This is a genomic window from Geobacter sp. SVR (assembly GCF_016865365.1).
GTDB lineage: Bacteria > Desulfobacterota > Desulfuromonadia > Geobacterales > Pseudopelobacteraceae > Pelotalea.
Window position 1 is genome coordinate 1,901,054 of record NZ_AP024469.1, and the last position, 19,784, is coordinate 1,920,837.

Consider the following 19,784-nt stretch of genomic DNA (forward strand, 5'->3'; position numbering starts at 1 on the left):
TATTGTAGGTTATCGATGAAGATCCTGTTTATCCTGTGTTTATCCCTGCTTTTCGTCAATCCGGCCCTGGCCGTGGCTCCAGCCGGCAGCGGCCACAAGGACCGTTCCAACCTGCAGATCACGATCAAGTCCGATGAGCTGGTTACGGACAACAAGGGCAGAACCGCCGTCTTCACGGGCAAGGTGATTGCAAAACAAGGCGATATCGTTATTTACGCCGATAAGGTCACGATCAATTACGGCACCAAGAAGGAAGAGGTGGAGCGGATCGAGACCGAGGGAAACGTCCGCATCATCCAGGAGAACCGCACCGGCATGGCGGATCGCGCCAATTACTACAGCAAGGAAGGGCGCATTACCCTGACCGGCAATCCCAAGCTCATGCAGGGTGGTGACACGCTCACCGGCGAAAACATCACCTATTTCCTTGACGAAGACCGCAGCATAGTTACCAGCGGTACCAACAAACGAGTTGAGGCGGTCATTCAGCCGCCGGCCAGGAAGGGCAATGCAGCACCAGCATCCCGCTGATCCGTTGAAACTCCGGACCCAGGGGCTGCAGAAAAGCTACGGCGGCCGCCATGTGGTGCGAGGGGTTGATCTCTCCATCGAAGCGGGGCAGGTGGTCGGACTGCTGGGCCCCAACGGTGCCGGCAAGACCACGACGTTCTACATGGTGGTGGGGCTGGCCCGTCCCGACGAAGGCCATGTCTTCATCGGCGACGAGGAGATCACCTCCCTGCCGATGTACCAGAGGGCGCGGAGGGGCATCAGTTACCTGCCCCAGGAGGCCTCGGTCTTCCGCAAGCTGACCGTTGCCCAGAACCTGCTGGCGATCCTGGAAACGGTCGAGCCTGACCGCAGTACCCGCGAGAGCCGGATGGAAGAGCTGCTGAACGAGTTCAGCATCACGCACATCGCCGGCAGCATGGGATACGCCCTGTCAGGGGGGGAACGGCGCCGGGTCGAAATCGCCCGGGCTCTGATCATCAACCCGGCTTTCATCCTGCTGGACGAACCGTTTGCCGGCATAGACCCGATCGCCGTGGCCGACATCCAGAACCTGATCGTTTCGCTCAAACGGCGCGATATCGGTATCCTGATCTCCGATCACAACGTGCGCGAGACCCTCGGGGTCTGCGACGTGGCCTACATCATGAGCAGCGGTGAGGTGCTGGAGTTTGGCACACCCGACGAGATCGCCTCCAGCAGCAGGGCCCGGGCGGTGTATCTGGGAGATGATTTCCGGCTGTGATCCTCAATCCTTTTTTGTTAAAATTCAGACAGATGATCCTCCAGAGGTAAGACAGGCATGGCCATGGAGATGCGCCAACAACTGAAGATGACCCAGCAACTGGTGATGACCCCCCAGTTGCAGCAGGCCATCAAACTGCTCCAACTGACCCGCCTGGAGCTTCAGGATGTGGTGCGGCAGGAACTGGAAGAAAACCCGCTGCTGGAAGAGACGCTCGAGGCGGAAGAGGTCCGCGAGCCCGAGCCTTTGGAGTCGGCCGAAAAAGAGGTCGAACCCGGCAACACGGTGGAAGAGTTCCGCGAAGTGGAGACCGGCGACGACACCCTGCGCGATTGGGACAGCTACCTGGACGGGTACAATTACAGTTCCGGCGAACAGTTCGGGGGGGAGGACGACCGCCCTTCCTTCGAAAACCTGCTGACCCGCAAAGGCACCCTGGTCGATCATCTCTTGTGGCAGCTTCACATGGGGCACTTCAGTGTTGAAGAAGTGCGTATCGGCGAGGAGATCATCGGCAATATCGATGAGGGGGGCTACCTGCGGTCATCCCTGGAGGAGATCTGTCAGGCATGCTCCCTGGATGAAGAGTCGGTGCTGCCGGTGCTGGAGCGTATTCAGGAATTCGATCCGACCGGTGTCGGGGCGCGCGATCTGCGGGAATGCCTGCTGATTCAGGCCCGTTTCCTGGGGATGCAGGGGAGCGTGGTCGAGCGGATTCTGCTCCATCACCTGAAAGACCTGGAGACCCGCAAATACAAGGAAATCGGGCGTGCCCTGGGGGTCGACCTGAACCAGGTGCTGGTGGCGGCCAAGATCATCGGCGGGCTCGATCCGCGGCCGGGCAGGATCTACGGCTCCGAGGACGTGCACTATATCTCTCCGGATATCTTCGTTTCGAAGCTGGGCGATGAGTACGTGGTCATGCTGAACGAAGAAGGGTTGCCCAACCTGAAGGTAAGCCCGTTTTATGCGGAAGCGCGCAGCAATGGTTCGGTCGATTCCCGTGCCGAGGAATACATCGGCGAAAAGATGCGGTCCGCCATGTGGCTGATCAAGAGCATCCAGCAGCGGCAACGCACGATCTATCGAGTCGCCAAGAGCATCATCCGGTTTCAGCGCGAGTTTCTCGACCGTGGTATCGATTATCTGCGGCCGCTGGTGCTGCGCGATGTGGCCGAGGACATCGGCATGCACGAATCGACCATCAGCCGCGTAACCACCAACAAATACATGCAGACTCCCCAGGGGCTGTTCGAACTGAAGTATTTCTTCAACAGTGGGCTCTCCACCAGCGGTGGGGATTTTGTCGCCTCCGAGAGCGTCAAGAACCGCATCAAGGAGATTATTGAAAAGGAAGATTGCCGGAAACCGCTTTCAGACCAGAAAATCGCCGAGATGCTGTCGGGCGAAACGGTCAACATCGCCCGGCGCACGGTCACCAAGTACCGCGAAGTGTTGAAGATCGGCTCTTCATCGGAGCGTAAACGACATTTTTGACCGGATATATCACTGGATGGCAGAATCTGTCTCCAGCCGCGCGGACAGGCGCCGCGCGCTTCCTGGGTGGTACTTTTTTTGGCTGAAGTATTTTTGAAGTGTGTTTCTGACACGACACCACACGAGGAGGAAGTATGCAAGTAACAACGACTTTCAGGCACATGGAACAGAGTGAGGCTCTCAAATCGTACGCCGAGGAGAAGCTCGAGAGAGTAGCGAAGTACATCGACGAGCCGATCAGCGCCCAGGTCTTTCTTGTTGTGGAAAAGAAGATCCGTCATATCGTCGAGATCGTCATCAACGCCAAGGGCATCAGCACCAAGGCTTCCGAAGCCACCAACGACATGTATGCCTCCGTGGATGCGGTAATCGACAAGATCGAGCGCCAGCTCAAGCGCTACAAGGAAAAGATCAAGGCCCACAAGCCCAATGGTGAAGAACACGGGCGTCAGATCTCCAAGAAGATCTTCTCGGCGGAGAGCATTGATGAAGCCAGTGCCGAACCGGTCGTCATCAGGACCAAAACCGAAACCGCCAAGCCGATGTCGGTGGAGGAGGCGGTCATGCAGATGGACCTGCTGCACAAGGATTTCATTGTCTTCACCGACGCCGTCAGCAGCGAAATCAACGTGCTTTACCGTCGCAAGGACAGCAACTACGGCTTGATTGAGCCGCAGCGGAGTTAGGTTTGCGAGCAGGGGCGTCCTTGTGGGCGCCCCTGCGGAGATATCCTTGGACGGAATCAGTCTATCAATACAGGAAATCCTGAGTGACACGGAATACGGACTCGGACTGGCACTGCTGGCCGGGCAACGCGGCCTTGTAAACCGGATTTCCAGCTCGCGCATCCAAAAGCCGGGGCTGGCTCTGGCCGGGTACACCGAACATCTGCACCCGGACCGGATCCAGGTGCTGGGCAACACCGAAATCTCCTACCTGAACAAGATGGACGACCGTCTGGCGCTCGAGTGCCTTGAAACGCTCTGTTCCTTTCCGATCTCCTGTTTCATAATCACCAAAGGGCTGGTCCCTCCCGCTTTCTTTCTCGACACGGTCGAAAAGGGGGGCATTCCGGCTCTCAACACACCGCTTCAATCCTCCACCTTCATCTCCCTGATCACAAAGTTCCTGGAGGAGCGCCTGCTCCCCACCACTCACCTGCACGGCGTGCTGGTCGATGTCCTGGGAGTCGGCATTCTGCTGACCGGCAAAAGCGGCATAGGCAAGAGCGAGTGCGCATTGGACCTGGTGATTCGAGGGCATCGCTTGGTGGCCGATGACATGGTCTTCATCAAGAAAAAAATGCCGGCAGCACTGGTGGGACAGTCGGAGCAGGCCATCCAGCACCTGATGGAGATTCGCGGCCTTGGGATCATCAATATCAAGGACCTCTATGGGGTTTCCTCGATCAGGGATAAGAAGATCATCGACATGATGCTGGAACTGATGGAGTGGGATCCGGCCCAGGAGTACGACCGGCTCGGCGTGGATGACCGCTACACGACCATCCTGGGGGTGGACATCCCCCACCTGATCATCCCGGTTCGTCCCGGGCGCAACCTGGGGTCGATCATTGAGGTTGCTGCACGCAATTTTCTGCTCAAGGGAATGGGCTATCATTCGGCACGCGATTTTCAGGAACGGCTGCTGTCCCGTCTGGAAGTGCGGCCACTGGGCGACGAGGTGGAATAGGAATGCGGGTTCTGGTCATCACCGGTATGTCCGGTTCGGGCAAGTCCACTGCGGTCAGGGCGCTGGAGGACAACGGGTTTTACTGCATCGACAACCTTCCGGTGGGGCTTTTCAAGCGGTTCGTCGATCTGCTCGAAAAATCGGGAGAGGCCTTCAAAGGAGTGGCGCTGGTGGCCGACATTCGCGGCGGCGAACTTATCAAGGGCTACGAACATGTCTTCAAACAGTTGACGAAATCGGGGCACGTTGTCGAGATATTCTATTTCGATGCCACTGATGAAGCGCTGATCCGCCGTTTCTCCGAGACGCGTCGCCGGCATCCGGCAGCTGAAAACTGTACGGTCATCGAGGGAATCCGCATCGAGCGGGAGCGCCTGTCGGGCCTCCGCCAGATTGCGACACGTTCGATCGACACTTCGGAGCTGAACGTGCATCAGCTCCGGGAGCTGATTCTCAACATCGTCCACGGAAAGGCGCAGGACCATCTCTTCGTGATCGAGGTGCAGTCATTCGGGTACCGTTACGGGGTACCGCTGGAATCGAGCATCGTCATGGACGTGCGCTTCCTTCCCAACCCCTATTTCGTACCCGAGCTGAAGGCCGGCTCCGGACGCGACGATGCCGTGCGCGAGTATGTAATCGACGATCCCCGGACCGCCGCCTTCATGGACAACTTCTTTCCATTGCTCGACATGCTCGTTCCGGCCCACCGGCAGGAAGGCAAATCCTATCTGACCATTTCAATCGGCTGTACCGGCGGGCGGCACCGCTCGGTAGCCATTGCCGAGGCCACCGGCATGCATCTGCAGACGCTGTGGCCGACGGTACGCATTACGCACAGGGACATAGAAAAGGGGCAGCAATGACAGGTTTGGTGCTGGTTACGCATGAAGGGCTTGCCGGAGCATTGCTCAAATCGGCTGAAATGATCGTCGGACCGATCGAGTGTTGTGAACAGGTGGAGGTGGCTCCGCAGGAGCGTGCCGAGGGAATCATGGGGCGTGTGGTTGCCGCCGTGGAAAAAGCCAGCGCCGACGGGGCGATCATCATGACTGACCTGTTCGGTGGTACCCCCTCCAATATGGCGATGTCCTTTCTGAAAGATGGGCAGGTCGAAGTGTTGACCGGCGTCAACCTGCCGATGGTGATCGATTTCTGTTCGAAACGGGAACGGATGGGCGTTGGGGAACTGGCGACCGAACTGCAGAAGTGCGGCCGTGAAGGGATTATCAACGCCGGCGAATTTCTCCGGTAATCCTCATTCCGGCGTGGCGGCGTTAAGGCGAGGCTGTTTTTCATGCCTCGCTTTTGTTGTGCCCGGCGGAGGGAATACGTTAATTATTGAGTGATATGCAACGAATGATGATAATTGAAATGGGATGGTTCCTGCTGTTGATGGTCTGCGCCAGTCTGGCCTCGGCGGCGGAACCGGAGGGAACGTTGCCCCCGGGCCTGCGGGAGCGCATCGTCGCCCAGTTTGCGGGACGTACTCCCCACGCCTGGTCCGAGAGGGTCAAAGGGGTGCGCACCAGGCTGAAGAGCAGCGATAACGTGATGGCGTTGACCCTGGATGCCTGCGGCGGTGGCCATGGTTCCGGCTTCGATGCGGCACTGATCCATTTTCTCGAGAAAGAGGCCATTCCGGCGACCCTGTTCGTCAACTCCCGCTGGATCGATGCCAATCCGGAACTGTTCAGGAGATTGTCGGACAATCCGCTCTTCGAAATAGCCAATCATGGCCTGATGCACCGTCCCGCCACGATTTCCGGACGCAGTATCTACGGTATCGCAGGCACACGGAATGCCGCCGAACTGGTGGATGAAATCGAGGGCAATGCCGACAAGATCTCCCGCCTGACCGGGAAGCGCCCCCGCTATTACCGCTCAGGTACCGCCTATTACGATGAAGTGGCGGTGGAGATTTCCTGCAGTCTAGGGCAAGAGGTGGTCGGTTTCTCCATTCTGGGGGATGCGGGAGCCACCTACCGCCGCGATCAGGTCAAAAAAGCACTGCTGGCTGCCAGGCCCGGCGACATAGCCCTGCTGCACATGAACCATCCCGAAGGAGAAACCGCAGCCGGTGTGATGGCAGCGGTGCCGGAACTGAGACGGCGCGGGATGCGCTTTGTCAAGCTGTCCGAATATGAATTGGAGTGACCGGCCAAGGAGGCTTTCCCGGCACTTCCACATCAGGCATCACGGCGTACGAAACCAGGCATAACAAAGGAAACGACAGAGACATGCTTCAGAAAGAATTCACCATCGTAAACAAACTGGGACTGCATGCCCGTGCTTCGGCGCTGTTCGTAAAAACCGCCAGCCGCTTTGCCTCCGACGTCAAGCTGGCCAAGGAAGAGGTGGAGGTCAACGGCAAGAGCATCATGGGTATCATGATGCTGGCCGCCTCGAAAGGGACAAAAGTCCGTCTGACGATCGGCGGTACCGACGAAGCCGAGGCGATGCAGTCCATGGGAGAGCTGATTGAAAATGGATTCGGCGAAGAATAGCATGCAGCTGTTCCACGGTATTGCCGTCTCACCCGGCATTGCCGTGGGAAGACTGCGTGTCGTTGACCGCCGGAGGGTGCGGGTTGAGGAGTACGAGATTGCCCCTGCTGCCGTTGATGCCGAAGTTGAGCGCCTGCAGAATGCGGTGGAACGCACGCGCTCCGAACTGACCGCTCTCAGGGACCAGCTCCGGCAGACCACCGGGGAAGAGCACCTGTTCTTCATCGAAACCCACCTGATGATCCTTTCCGACGAGCGGCTGTCCGGCGAAACCGCTTCCACGATCAGGACCGGCCTGATCAATGCCGAGGGGGCCTTGCGCCGCACCCTGCATAAATACCGCGAAATTTTTGCCGGCATCGAGGACGCTTACCTGCGCGAGCGCATCAGCGATGTGGAAACGGTGATCGAGAAGATCCTGCGCAACATGGCGGGCAAAAAGCACGCTCCGATCGTCCCCGAGGTCGGACAGACCGTGATCGCGGCCCATGATATTTCCCCGGCCGATATCCTGCAGATGGATCGCGACCGGGTGATCGGCATGGTCACCGAGATCGGCGGCAAGACCTCGCACGCCTCGATCCTGGCCAGGGCCTTCGAGCTGCCGGCTGTGGCAGGCGTCGAAGGGGTCACCGACGTGCTGCTGGACGGGGCGCCGGTCATACTGGACGGCCTGCGGGGCGAGCTGATCGTCAATCCCGACCAGACGGTCTTTCTCGAGTACCTGCAGCGTAAACGGCATTACGAATACATGGAGTTCGAACGCCTCAAGCTGGCGGCGCTGCCTGCCGAGACACAGGATGGCCGCCGCATCACGCTGAGAGGCAATGTCGAGGTTCCCGAGGAGGGGGCCTCGGTGCTGCGCCACGGCGGTGAAGGGGCCGGTCTCTACCGGACGGAGATGCTTTTCATGAACCGTCCCGGATTGCCGGACGAGGAGGAACAGTATCGTATCTATGTCGCCATGCAGCAGGCGGTTGCCCCCCATATGCTCACCATCAGGACGCTCGATCTCGGCGGAGACAAGCTGTTGAACGAAGCATCGGGCACGGCCGAACAGAACCCGGCCCTGGGAGTGCGGGCAATACGCTTGGCCCTGAACATGCCGGATGAGTTCAGAAAACAGTTGCGCGCCATTTTGCGCACCAGCGCCGCCGGTCCGGTCCGGATCATGTTTCCGATGATTTCGGGGCTGGAGGAGCTGCGCCGGGCGCTGGCTCTGCTGGATGAGGCCAGGCGGGAGCTGGATTCCGCCGGTATGGCCCATGACCGTGCCATCAAGGTCGGCATCATGATCGAAGTCCCGTCGGCGGTGGTGGTGGCCGATCTGCTGGCCCGCGAGGTGGATTTTTTCAGCGTCGGTACCAACGATCTGATCCAGTACACACTTGCCATCGATCGTTCCAATGAAAACCTGGAGAATATGTTCCATCCGCTTCATCCGGCCATCCTCCGTTCGTTGCGCCGTATTGTGGAGGTTGCCCACGAAGCGGGCATCGAGGCCTGCATCTGCGGTGAAATGGCGGGGGATCCGCTGTACCTGCCGGTGCTGCTGGGATTGGGGTTCGATGAGCTTTCCATGGCGGCGGCCTCCATTCCGCGGGTAAAGCAGGTTCTTAGGCGCTGCACGATGGATCGGGTGGCCGAAATTGCCGAGGGTTGTTTTTCGTTTGCCACTGCCGGAGAGGCGGAGCTGTTCCTCAAACGTGCCATCACCAGGCATTTTGCTGAGAGCTTCGATTGAACAAGCCAAGGTATTTTGCCACCGAGAACATAGAGAACGTCCAACAATCTCGGAGAGTCTCAATTTTCTGATTAGCACCAGTCTCCCGCTTTAACCCTTCTCCCCGAGGACCCAAAATCGGGTCTAAAGGAGAAGGTGGCCGCAGGCCGGATGAAGGGCAGCAGTGCAGCAATATTAACTGTTCCCTCCTCACTAGCCCTCTCCCTCAGGGAGAGGGAACCGTTTATCGCTTTAACGGGAGAACAGTTCTCATCTGGTTCAATCTTTTAAGTGAGAATTATCGTATCTCGTTTTTGTAGTGTGGCTTGGCTCAGGTAGATTGGTTTTCTCTGTGAACGCTGTGGCGACCGCTTTTCAGGCTCCGATATCATGACTATTCAGCTCTATTTTTCCATCCTCGCCTTTGTCTTCGGCGCCATTGTCGGCTCCTTCCTGAATGTCTGTATCTATCGCCTGCCCAGGGAGGAATCAGTCGTTTCGCCGCCGTCGCACTGCCCGCACTGCAACTACCGTATCCGCTGGTACGACAACATCCCGCTGGTGAGTTACCTGTGGCTCAGGGGGGCGTGCCGCGGCTGCCGGGCCGGCATCTCGCCGCAGTATCCGCTGGTGGAACTGCTCACCGGCGTGCTGACCCTGGCGCTCTTTCTGCGCTTCGGACCCACCCCAGCCTTTGCCGTCCTGTTCCTGTTCTGTTCGGCCTTGGTCGTGGTCACCTTTATCGATCTCGAGCACCAGATCATTCCCGACGAGATCTCTCTGCCCGGCATCGTGGTCGGTTTCGCCTGCTCATTTTTTCTGACCGGCCATACCTGGCTCAATTCGCTGCTGGGTATCCTGCTGGGGGGGGGCAGCCTGTTGCTGGTGGCCTACGGTTACCAGTTGCTGACCGGCAAGGAGGGTATGGGAGGGGGAGATATCAAGCTGCTGGCCATGATGGGGGCTTTCCTCGGCTGGAAGGCGGTTCCCTTCATCATTTTCACCGGGTCGCTGGCCGGATCCGTAGTGGGCATTACCCTGATGATCGTGCGCAAGAAGGATTCAAAACTGGCGATACCGTTCGGCCCCTATCTCGCATTCGGCGCGCTTCTTTTCATCTTTTACGGCCGACAGCTGATCCACTGGTACCTTACCGCAGGCATTCCAAGGGGGGGCTAGGCCGTGCGTCCCCTGCGCCCCAGCCTTACCCTCTCAATTCTCGCCTTCCTCAGCTGTCTGCTGTTTTCCGCCTGGCTCCTCTTCAGCCTGTTCGCGCTGAAAACCGCCGCCAATGATCTCTACGCCCAGAAAGCGCAGCACGCCCGCATGCTGCTTGCCACATTCGTCAATCAACTCCCGGAAACCATTCCGACATTTCCCGAAAGCGTGCTTCCGACCGATTCAGCGGCTGCTGCATATGTCCGTAAGCTTGCCGAAGATGCCGGTTTCGTCCGCCTGACACTGCTGGATGCCAACGGCAGGTGCATCTTTACCGCCGGTCGGGAGGAGGGGGATATCTATGCCCCCTTCTCGGGGTTGCCGGCAGGGGAGGGGGGCAGTTTCACCCTGCGCGACAGGTCCGGAGTGGCCTGGGTCAGCCAGGTCCTCCGCAGCGATGCACCTGCCGGCAGGGCCGGCCTGATCCTTTCCCTGTCAGCCGAACAGGAACGGCTGCAGCGCTCCCGTCAGCTCTTTACGGCCTATTGCGCGATAGACTTCATCCTGCTGCTCGGTTTCGGTTCATTCATTCTGAGGCGTATCGTGGTGAGGCCGGTAAACCGGCTGCTGGCAGCCACGGAGAAAATCACCGACGGGCATTACGGTCAGAGGGTACAGGTGTCCGGCAGCTTTGAGCTGGTGCGGCTGGCCGAGTCCTTCAATGCCATGTCCGGAACGCTGCTGCTCAAGGAACGGCAGGTTACGGCTCACGTTGCTGCCTTGGAAAAGGCCAACGCCGACCTGCGCCAGGCGCGGGAGGAGACGCTGCGTTCGGAAAAGATGGCTTCCATCGGCCTGCTGGCAGCCGGAATGGCCCATGAAATCGGCACGCCGCTTGCCTCCATCATGGGCTATGCCGAACTGCTCGGAGGGGAGGAGCCGAATGGGGCGACCGTACATGATTATGCCGACCGCATCTCCCGGGACTGCGCCCGTATCGACAGGATCGTACGCGGTCTGCTGGACTATTCCCGCTCCCGGGCCAGCTCTCTGGAGACGGTTGACCTTGGCCGGCTGGCAGCGGAGTCGATCGAACTGCTGTCCCGGCAGGGAGCCTTCAGGCACATCCACGTCAGCACCGCTTTCGAAGAAGGACTCGCCCCGGTGATGGCAGACCCCCACCAACTGCAGCAGGCCCTGATCAACCTGATGCTCAATAGTCGTGATGCCCTGGCGGAAGGGGGCAAGCTGGCTATCCGGGGCAAGGTTGACAACCAGGGTTTGTCCTCCGGCCGCAGCGGTGCGGTGCGTATCGAGGTGCTGGATAACGGTAGCGGCATACCGGCCGAGCACGTGAGCAGGATCTTCGATCCTTTTTTCACTACCAAGGCGCCCGGCAAAGGGACCGGACTGGGGCTGGCGATCGTTGCACGCATCATCGAAGGCATGGGCGGAAGAATCGCGGTAAAGAGCAGGATCGGCGCCGGCAGCTGTTTCGCCATCTGGCTGCCGATTGCCGCTGAACCGGCGGAGGAGCCACAATGACAGCCTCCGGGAAACACATTCTGATCATCGACGACGAGGAGAACCTGCGCCACATGCTGTCGGCAATGCTCTCCCGCCAGGGGTATCTGACCGACACGGCTGCCAATGGCGCCGAGGGTCTGCAGCGCCTGCGCGACAAAATCTACGATTTCGTCCTGTGCGACATCCGCATGCCCGAAATGGGGGGCAAGGCTTTTCTGGCCGCGGCGCTCGAAAACCGCGTTGCCTCGCCGGTCATCATGATGTCGGCCTACGGGACCGTCGATACGGCAGTGGAATGCCTCACGCTGGGCGCCTACGATTTCATTTCCAAACCATTCAAAAAAGATGAAATCGAAATGGTGCTGAAGAAGGCCGAGGAACGGGAGCGGCTCAGGGAGGAGAACAGCCGCTTGCGGGCTGTAGTGGCCGGCACGAACGGTTTTTCCGGCATCATCAGCCGTAATTCTGCCATGACCGATCTCTTTTCCCAGATCCGCAAAGTGGCGGACCTGAAAACTCCGGTTCTGGTGCTGGGGGAATCCGGCACCGGCAAGGAATTGATTGCCCGGGCGATCCACGATGCCAGCCGCCGTTTCGCCGGGCCGTTCGTGGCGGTCAACTGTGGCGCTATTCCGGAAAACCTGCTGGAGAGCGAGCTGTTCGGACACCGGCGGGGAGCCTTTACCGACGCATCCAGCGACAAGACCGGCCTGTTCGACCAGGCCGACGGAGGTACGCTTTTTCTGGATGAGGTCGGCGAAATGCCGCCGGCCCTGCAGGTCAAGCTTTTACGCGTGCTGCAGGAGGAGGAAATTCGTCCGCTGGGTGCCAGTGCCAGCCATACAGTGGATGTGCGGGTTGTTTCCGCCACCTCCCGCAATCTTGAGGCGGACAGCCGCATGGGGCGTTTTCGCGAGGATCTCTATTTCCGTCTGAATGTTTTTACCGTGCAGTTGCCCCCTCTCCGGGACCGCATCGACGACATTCCCCTGCTGGTCGATCACTTTGTCGCCCGTTGCGCAGAGACGATGGAACGGAGTCCGGTGCGCGTTTCACCGGAAGTCATGCGCCGGTTGATGGGCTACGGCTGGCCCGGCAACGTGCGGGAGCTGGAAAACGTGATCGAGCGCGGGATGATCCTGTGCGAGGGGATGATGACCGAGGCCTGTCTGCCGGATGCCCTGCGTTATGCTGCCGGCGTTGCCGAGGCGGATGAAGACCTCTCCATCAAAAGGGCCGAGGATGCCATCGAACGCGACCTGATCCGCAAGGCGCTGCTGAAAACCGGGGGCAATCGGACCCAGGCGGCCAGGATCCTGGAGATCAGCCACCGTTCCCTGCTCTACAAGCTGAAGGAGTTCGGCATCGACTAGAAGGTCGTTGAAAAAACGGGCATCTCGCCGCCATCCTCGTCAGTCCTCTTGCTGCTTCGGCTGTACCTGCGCAATTGTGTCACTGCGGAGCAGGCCACTATGAAAAAAATGCATAGTTCGATTGCCCATGAAGATTTAAAGATTGAAAATCAAACGCTTGCGGTGCCTGCTTTTGCGGGCATTTTTTTTGCTTACCATCTGCAACGTCACTAACCGTTCGAGAGGAGCTACAATGCTGAAAGAATTTGTCATTGCCCTTGCTGCTTCATTCGTGATCGCTTCGCCTCTGTTCGCCATGGCCAAGGAGGGCTGCGGCGGCGAGTGCACCTCCTGTCACACGCTGACCCAGCAGGATGCAACCGATCTGCTCAAGAAGGTCGACGTAACGGTCAAGTCGGTCAAGCAGGCCCCTTCGCGGGGGTTGTTCGAACTGCTGGTCGAAAAGGAGGGCAGGCAAGGGGTGATCTTCATCGATTACGGGAAGAAACACCTGATTCAGGGGGCGATGGTCAACCTGGAATCCCTGCAGCCGGTGGCCGCTCATATGCAGGATATCCAGCAGCCGAAGCAGATTACCTCCCTGGACGTCAAAACCATTCCCGTAAGCAATGCCATTACCATCGGAAATCCCCGAGCTAGCAAGCACCTCTATGTTTTCACCGATCCGGACTGCCCTTACTGCAGGAAGGCACACCTCGAGCTGAAGAAACTGGCAAAAATCGCTCCTGATGTGGCCATCGACATCATGCTCTTTCCCCTGCAGATGCATCCTGACGCATACGGCAAATCCCGCGCCATACTGGAAAGCAGGAGCCTCGATGTATTGGATAAGGCATTCGAGGGCAAGGAGGTGCCTTCCCCCTCCAAGGAGAGCAGTAAAAAAGCCATCGATGAGAACATCGCTTTCGCCGCCGCTCATGGCATTTCCGGAACACCGACACTGGTCATGCCCGACGGCAGGATCGAAGTGGGTGTCCGTGATGCGGAAACCTTGAAGAAGATGCTGGAAGCCAAGTAGCGCTACACTGCGGCAGCGGGGCACAGCCGCAGGCTGTTCTCCCGCGTCGCGCGCGGTTGCCGTAAATTTCGGGGGTTGAAGATGATGGAATATGGACTGAGAATACTGGTGCTGATGGCAATCGGCATTGGCCTGGCGATTGCTCCCGCGTTTGCGACGGACGAGGTTTTTCGGGCCAAGCTTCTGGCCCATAAAGGTAATTTCCTTAGGGTAAACCCCCGGCTCTGCCGGGGGACCCCAATAGTTTGACAGTTCCTGAAATATGTAGAAGCCTCCCTAACGTGAACCGCTCAAAGTACACGAAAAGGAGGCTTCAATGGACGACACACAAAGTTTATGCCACACGAAATGGGATTGCAAGTATCACGTTGTATGGATTCCAAAATGTCGCCGCAAGGTGCTGTTTGGTCGAATCCGGAAATATCTTGCCGACTTGTTTCATAGTCTAGCCAGGCAGAAAGAGTGCAAGATAGTGGAAGGGCACCTTCAACCTGATCATATTCACATATTGATATCGATCCCACCAAAATACTCCGTTGCACAGGTGATCGGTTTCATCAAGGGCAAAAGTGCAATCCATATTGCGCGAATGTACCTTGGTCAGAAGAAGAACTTTGCTGGTATGAGCTTTTGGGCACGTGGCTACTTTGTATCCACTGTCGGTGCTGACGAGGAAACAATTGCCAACTACATCAGGAACCAGGAAGACGAAGACAAACGTCTGGATCAATTGACATTTTTGCCCGAAGAATGACCACCACTCGTGGTGGTCAGATAATCTTTTGAAAAAACCGCTTCGAGCGGTTCACGACTTTGAAAGCCCCCGGCTTTGCCGGGGGATGCTTACTATCTGCTGGTAAGGACCACTCAGGAGAGCCAAAGGGAGGTCAGGTTGAGCGAGCGGGTGGTTGTGGTCTCCCGGGAGGAAACCACAAACGATCCCCATAAGATCATCAGGAACTCGACCCTGCTCTTGTCCATGAACGGCGGTGAGATAACCACCATCGTCGTTGAGGAGGTGCCGAAATGAGAGCTCTGAGGCTGCTGCCGCTGATGGCTTTGGCGATCCTGGTCATGGCAAGCGAGGCTCATGCGTGGGTGCCGTACGTGAGTTCGACGACACCGGTGAACAACGCCACCGGCATTAACGTCAACAATCCCATCGATATCAATTTCAGCGAGATGGTCAAATGGACTTCAGTCCTTAACAATAACACGTACAGGATTACCGTTTTCGAAGATGCGCCCAATACCAGGTTTACGGCACTCAGCTACTCCCCTGCCACCGACGCCAGCAGTTACCGCCTGACTCCGACAACGGCGCTGAAATATTCCACCAAGTACCGGGTAGTCGTAGACTACCGCGTCACCAGTCTTTCCAGCAACCAGAACATGGGTAACAACAACACGGTAACTTTCTACTTCACCACCGGATCGGCTCCCGACACCGTTCCCCCCACGGTGAGGCCCAGTTCCCCGGCCAGCGGCGCCACGAATGTGCCCCTGGACACCCAGGTCGTGGTCCAGTTCAGCGAACCGATGAATGCCGGCAGCGTCGTGGGGGCAGGTGTCTTTACCCTCAATAACGGCGTCAGCGGGACAGTCACCTACGATGATTCCAACAACACCGCTACCTTCGCTCCCAGCTCGCCTCTCTCGGGCGGCACCACCTATACCGCCACCATCACGACCGCAGTGACCGACCTGGCCGGCAACCGCATGGCTTTCAACAGGACCTGGCAGTTCACCACGCTGATCCCGGATACCACTCCACCCACGATCCTCTCCACCACGCCGGTTGCCAGTGCCACGGCCGTACCGGTCAGTTCTCCCATCTCAATCGTGTTTTCCGAGGCAATGAATCCCGCCACCATCACCTCAGCCACCATCTCCGTGGCAGGAGTCACCGGAACCGTGTCCTACAACAGCGGAACGAATACGGCAACATTCACCCCCACGTCCAATTTCAACTACGGCACCGATTATACCGCAACCGTTTCCACCGGGGTCAGCGACCTGGCGGGGAATGCCCTGCAGTCGGCACGGGCCTGGACCTTTACCACGGTGCAGAATTTCACTCCTCCCAATGTGAACGAGTACTGCCAGGTGCCCCCGTTCGTGGCGGGGACCGGTGTACAGCCGAACGTGCTGCTGATCGTCGACAACTCCGGCAGCATGATGGAATTCGCCTACAAGACCAAGGGCAAGGGAGGGGGCGCCGGCACCAACGCCGATGCCAGTTACAATCCCAATACTACCTATTACGGGTATTTCGATTCCGCGCAGATGTACAAATATACTGCCACGTCGGGCGGTTTTTTCGAGCCGGACAGCACCAAAGCCCTCAACCTCTCGAATTTTTGGTCCGGCAACATGCTCAACTGGCTGACCATGCGGAGAACCGACGTGGTGCGCAAGGTCCTGGTGGGGGGCAAAACCACCCCCCGTTCAGCCAATACCGCCAACTTCCTGACCCCGCTGGAAAGCACCGACAGGGACTATTACAAGGCCTATGGAGGGAGCTACTACAAGGTCGATGCCGGCCCCACGCTCAAACTCTGTTCGTCATCCTCCTGTTCCGCCTTTTCGACCACCTACAACGTCAAGGTATTCGTCGGCAACGATCCCCCCCAGGATGGCCTGGTGCTGCGTTACTCCGACCGCATCCGTTTCGGAATCATGTTTTTCAACGGCGACGGCTCGCGTTACGAGAACGGCAGCAATTCGGACAGGGATGGGGGCTATGTTGCGGTGGACATCGGTTCCACCGGGACAAACCTGATCACCCAGATCGAAAATACCGATCCCTCCACCTGGACCCCTCTGGGCGAATCGTTCTACGAGGCGGTGCGTTATTTCCAGGCCACCACCAGCGCCTACAACGGCGGCACCTATTCCGGCAAGGACCCCATTACCAGCTCCTGTCAGCGTAATTTCGTGCTGGTCCTGACGGACGGTGAATCCACCAAGGACCAGAACCTGCCGGGGGGGGCATTCAATAATGCCTCCGGCAACAAGAGCAACCAGGTGACCGATGGCTATGGTTTCAACATCAAAACCTGGATGGATGCCATCGCCGCCAATGAAGGCACCACCAGCCTCTACGCCACCGACCCCGGAACGCAGGGTTCCTACTACCTGGCTGGTGTGGCCTACTATGCGCACAATACCGATCTGCGCAGCCCAACGGTCGGAAAAAGTGCCATTGCCGGAACCCAGAACCTGACCACCTACACGGTTTTAGCCTTTGAAGATTCCGCCATCGGCAGGAAAAACCTGCAGTTGGCCGCAAAGTATGGCGGATTCGACGACAACAATCGCACCGGCAAGCCCGATCAGACCGGCAAGTGGGACAAAAACGGCGATGGAGTGCCGGATACCTACTACGAGGCCAACCAGGGCAATCAGCTTCAGGGGGCGCTGACTTCGGCCTTCAACGATATCCTGACCCGCGTCTCCTCCGGTACGGCTGCCTCGATCCTGAACAACAGCGAGGGGAGCGGCGCCAGCTTGCTGCAGGCGGTATTCTATCCCAAGAAGACCTTCGACAACGGGACCGAGGTTACCTGGGTCGGCGAGCTGCAGAATCTCTGGTACTATCTCGATCCCTTCCTGCAGTTGAGCAGCATCAGGGTCGATACCGTCTCCGACTATAAGCTCAGTCTGCTGGACGATTACGTGGCCCAGTTCTTTTTCGACACCTCCACCAACCAGACCCTGGTGCGCCTGTTGCGTGATACGACCGGCAAGGGCACCCCCCTGGTCGACCTGGGTACCTACAGCCCGGACGATACCGCCAACGTCAAGAGCCTGTGGCGGGCAGGCCGCCTGCTCTGGTCGAGGAACCTGGCCAGCGACAATCGCACCATTTACACCCGTACCGGCATGGCGGCATTCGATACAATGACCGACTCGGCCGGCCAAAGCACCGGCCTGGCGGACTTCAGTTCAGCCATGAAAAACGATGCCACCATCCAGGGGTACCTGCGGGCCGCCAATGCAACCGAAGCTGATAAATTGATCGCCTACATTCGCGGTACCGACCAGTCCGGCTATCGCACACGCGCAGCAACAATAGCGGGTGCCAACGGAACCTGGCGTTTGGGAGACATCATCAGTTCGACGCCGAAAATCGAGGGCAACGTTGCGCTCAATTCCTACAACCAGGCCGTGCCGACCGGCTATGCCGACAGTTCCTACGACAAGTTCGTCAAATCCAATAACTACGGCAACCGCGGCATGGCGTATGTCGGTGCCAACGACGGCATGCTGCACGCTTTCCGGATGGGGGTGCTGAAGGAACTTACCGACCCCTGCCGCCAGCCGGATGCCGATTCGGCCACCTGTGCCGCGGATAAGTCGCAGCTCAACGACTACACCGTGATTGCGTCCGGTACGGAGCAGGGGGCCAATGCAAACGTGAAGGCCGATGCGGCCGACAATATAGGCCGTGAAGAATGGGCCTTCATCCCCCGTCAGGTGCTGCCATACCTGAAATTTTTGAGCGAGCCGGATTATCCTCACCTGTTCTATGTGGATGGCAGTCCATTGGTTCTGGACGTGGCCATCAACCAGCACTCCGATTGTACCAATGCCGGTATCGCCAGCTACTGGGACTGCGCCAAACAGACCAGATACGCGACCGTTTCCGGGACCGCCACGAAGAATCTCGATCTGGCCAATACCAGTTGGCGAACCATCCTGATCGGCAGCACCGGTCTGGGGGGCAGCAGTCGTAACCGCGGAGGGGCCGGAGCCTGCGCCGGTGGAGGATCCGACTGTGTCAAGACCCCCATTGCCGATCTCGGCTACTCGAGTTACTTTGCCCTGGATGTCACCAATCCCCAGGAACCCAAGTTTCTGTGGGAGTTCTTCGGCGATCCCTCTGCCGGAGCTACCGCCGCCCTAAAGGGGGGTAATCTCGGTTTTGCCAGCACCGGACCGGTCATCATGCATGTGGGCAGCCCCAACAAGAACGGACGGTGGTTTGCGGTATTCGCCTCCGGGCCCACCGGCACGATCGATGCGACTAATCATCAATTTCTGGGACGTTCAGACCAGTCACTGCAGCTGTTTATCGTGGATCTGGCTACCGGTGCCCTGGTAAAAACCATCGACACCGGCATTGCCAATGCCTTTGCCGGCTCTGTTTCCAATTCGGCGATCGACAATGACCGCTCCTTCCCGAGCAAAAGCGGATTCTATCAGGATGATGCCGCCTATATCGGCTATACCCAGAAGGTGGACAATACCCACTGGACCAGCGGAGGCGTGATCCGGCTGGTGACGAACGAGAGTCTCGATCCCAATGATCCGGTCAAGCCATGGACCTGGAGCAAGGTGATCGACAATATCGGGCCCGTGACATCGGCCGTGACCAAGATGCAGGACCGGACAAACGGCAAGCTGTGGCTCTATTTCGGAACCGGTCGCTACTATTACAAAAACGCTACCGAGATCGACGACTCGGACAGCCAGCGCAGGCTTTACGGGCTACAGGAACCCTGCTACGATGCCGCAGCGGTAAAAGTTACCCCTTCCTGTACCACCTCGATCAGCGCAGCGAATCTGCTGGACCAGACCAGCAACCCGCTGACAGCACTGTCCTCCTCCAACAGGGGATGGTACATCAATCTGGATACATCGGCCCTTAACGACGGGTATTCCTCCGAAAGGGTGATAACCGATCCGGTCGCTTCGCCCAACGGTGTGGTCTTTTTCACCACCTTCCGTCCCACGGCCGATGTGTGCGGTTACGGCGGCAACTCCTACATCTGGGCCGTGAACTATGCCTCGGGAGGCGCGCCGGCGTCCAATGCCATGAAAGGCAAGCTGATGATCCAGGTCTCAACCGGCGCCTTTGCCGAAATTTCAATGGCAAGCGGCTTTAACGCCAAGAACGGACGGCGTTCCGGCAGCGCGATCCAGGGGGTGCCTCCCAAGGCCCAGGGGCTTTCCCTGCTGACAAATCCCAAGCCGGTAAAGAAGATCATCCATGTCCAGGAAAAATAGACGGTATGGTCCGCAAGGGGGA

General features: G+C 58.3%; 17 protein-coding genes. All 17 read left to right on the forward strand.

Features of this window, described 5'->3' with window-relative positions; all coding sequences use genetic code 11:
* The first annotated feature begins 15 nt into the window (after positions 1-15).
* Complete coding sequence (gene lptA / locus GSVR_RS08815; RefSeq protein WP_173198984.1) at positions 16-531, forward strand: lipopolysaccharide transport periplasmic protein LptA; 516 nt, start codon at positions 16-18, stop codon at positions 529-531.
* Positions 509-1,255 (forward strand): LPS export ABC transporter ATP-binding protein, encoded by a 747-nt coding sequence (gene lptB / locus GSVR_RS08820; RefSeq protein ID WP_173198982.1) that lies wholly within the window; start codon positions 509-511, stop codon positions 1,253-1,255. The genes lptA and lptB overlap by 23 nt, the downstream gene beginning before the upstream one ends.
* 57 nt (positions 1,256-1,312) lie before the next feature.
* Positions 1,313-2,752, forward strand: coding sequence for an RNA polymerase factor sigma-54 (gene rpoN, locus GSVR_RS08825; protein WP_173198979.1), 1,440 nt, complete (start codon positions 1,313-1,315; stop codon positions 2,750-2,752).
* 134 nt (positions 2,753-2,886) lie between these two features.
* Positions 2,887-3,438 carry a ribosome hibernation-promoting factor, HPF/YfiA family gene (gene hpf, locus GSVR_RS08830; protein WP_173198977.1) on the forward strand — a complete coding sequence of 184 codons (552 nt, stop codon included), beginning with the start codon at positions 2,887-2,889 and terminating at the stop codon, positions 3,436-3,438.
* 46 nt (positions 3,439-3,484) lie between these two features.
* Positions 3,485-4,444 (forward strand): HPr(Ser) kinase/phosphatase, encoded by a 960-nt coding sequence (gene hprK, locus GSVR_RS08835; protein WP_173198975.1) that lies wholly within the window; start codon positions 3,485-3,487, stop codon positions 4,442-4,444.
* Positions 4,445-4,446: 2 nt separating this feature from the next.
* The gene (rapZ, locus tag GSVR_RS08840; protein ID WP_173198973.1) at positions 4,447-5,310 is read left to right on the forward strand and encodes an RNase adapter RapZ; all 864 of its coding nucleotides are present in this window, start codon (positions 4,447-4,449) and stop codon (positions 5,308-5,310) included.
* On the forward strand, positions 5,307-5,699 hold the full coding sequence (locus tag GSVR_RS08845) for a PTS sugar transporter subunit IIA (RefSeq protein WP_173198971.1): 393 nt from the start codon (positions 5,307-5,309) through the stop codon (positions 5,697-5,699). Before rapZ ends, GSVR_RS08845 begins: the two co-directional genes overlap by 4 nt.
* Positions 5,700-5,803: 104 nt before the next feature.
* On the forward strand, positions 5,804-6,601 hold the full coding sequence (locus tag GSVR_RS08850; protein WP_239077493.1) for a polysaccharide deacetylase family protein: 798 nt from the start codon (positions 5,804-5,806) through the stop codon (positions 6,599-6,601).
* Between the two features lie 83 nt (positions 6,602-6,684).
* Complete coding sequence (locus GSVR_RS08855; RefSeq protein ID WP_173198969.1) at positions 6,685-6,951, forward strand: HPr family phosphocarrier protein; 267 nt, start codon at positions 6,685-6,687, stop codon at positions 6,949-6,951.
* 1 nt (position 6,952) lies between these two features.
* The gene (ptsP, locus tag GSVR_RS08860) at positions 6,953-8,695 is read left to right on the forward strand and encodes a phosphoenolpyruvate--protein phosphotransferase (protein WP_305040947.1); all 1,743 of its coding nucleotides are present in this window, start codon (positions 6,953-6,955) and stop codon (positions 8,693-8,695) included.
* Between the two features lie 369 nt (positions 8,696-9,064).
* A complete protein-coding gene (locus tag GSVR_RS08865) occupies positions 9,065-9,853 on the forward strand; it encodes an A24 family peptidase (RefSeq protein WP_173198965.1) in 789 nt (262 codons plus the stop codon).
* 3 nt (positions 9,854-9,856) lie between these two features.
* Positions 9,857-11,377, forward strand: coding sequence for a sensor histidine kinase (locus GSVR_RS08870; protein WP_173198964.1), 1,521 nt, complete (start codon positions 9,857-9,859; stop codon positions 11,375-11,377).
* Positions 11,374-12,732 (forward strand): sigma-54 dependent transcriptional regulator, encoded by a 1,359-nt coding sequence (locus GSVR_RS08875; RefSeq protein WP_173198962.1) that lies wholly within the window; start codon positions 11,374-11,376, stop codon positions 12,730-12,732. The genes GSVR_RS08870 and GSVR_RS08875 overlap by 4 nt, the downstream gene beginning before the upstream one ends.
* Before the next feature lie 232 nt (positions 12,733-12,964).
* Entirely contained in the window at positions 12,965-13,750 is a 786-nt protein-coding gene (locus GSVR_RS08880; protein WP_173198960.1) for a DsbC family protein, read from the forward strand.
* Positions 13,751-14,066: 316 nt separating this feature from the next.
* Entirely contained in the window at positions 14,067-14,504 is a 438-nt protein-coding gene (gene tnpA / locus GSVR_RS08885; RefSeq protein WP_173196373.1) for an IS200/IS605 family transposase, read from the forward strand.
* Positions 14,505-14,642: 138 nt separating this feature from the next.
* Positions 14,643-14,780 carry a hypothetical protein gene (locus tag GSVR_RS08890; protein ID WP_173198958.1) on the forward strand — a complete coding sequence of 46 codons (138 nt, stop codon included), beginning with the start codon at positions 14,643-14,645 and terminating at the stop codon, positions 14,778-14,780.
* Complete coding sequence (locus tag GSVR_RS08895; protein ID WP_173198956.1) at positions 14,777-19,762, forward strand: Ig-like domain-containing protein; 4,986 nt, start codon at positions 14,777-14,779, stop codon at positions 19,760-19,762. Before GSVR_RS08890 ends, GSVR_RS08895 begins: the two co-directional genes overlap by 4 nt.
* The last annotated feature ends 22 nt before the right edge of the window (positions 19,763-19,784 follow it).